Genomic DNA, 654 nt, shown 5'->3' on the forward strand with positions numbered 1-654 from the left:
CAAGGTATCACTAACGCGGTAGGTATGGCGCTGGCTGAGAAAACTCTAGCAGCACAATTCAACAAAGAAGGCCACGACATCGTTGACCACTTCACTTATGCATTTATGGGTGACGGCTGTCTGATGGAAGGTATTTCTCACGAAGCCTGTTCTCTAGCGGGTACGCTAGGTCTTGGTAAGCTAATCGCGTTTTGGGATGACAACGGCATCTCTATTGATGGTGAAGTGGAAGGTTGGTTCTCTGACGATACGCCTAAGCGTTTCGAAGCGTACGGCTGGCACGTAATCCCAGCAGTAGACGGTCACGATCCAGAAGCAATCAATGCAGCGATTGAAGCAGCGAAAGCGGACTCACGCCCTACACTAATCTGTACTAAGACCATCATCGGTTTTGGTTCTCCAAACAAGTCTGGTTCACACGACTGTCACGGTGCACCACTAGGCGCTGACGAAATTGCAGCAACTCGTAAACAGCTAGGTTGGGAACACGGTCCTTTTGAAATCCCAGCAGATGTATACGCACAGTGGGATGCAAAAGAAGCGGGTGCAGCGAAAGAAGCAGCGTGGAATGCGAAGTTTGACGCGTACGCAGCAGCGTACCCTGCAGAAGCGGCAGAGCTTAAGCGTCGTCTGAACGGTGAACTGCCAGCAGAG

Annotated in this window: 1 protein-coding gene; it reads left to right on the top strand. The window is 51.2% G+C overall.

Features of this window, described 5'->3' with window-relative positions; all coding sequences use genetic code 11:
- On the top strand, window positions 1-654 hold a 654-nt coding region (locus tag F0265_RS24500; RefSeq protein ID WP_253809551.1), incomplete at both ends, for a thiamine pyrophosphate-dependent enzyme.

It is taken from the genome of Vibrio sp. RE88 (genome assembly GCF_013113835.1).
Classification (GTDB): Bacteria; Pseudomonadota; Gammaproteobacteria; order Enterobacterales; family Vibrionaceae; genus Vibrio.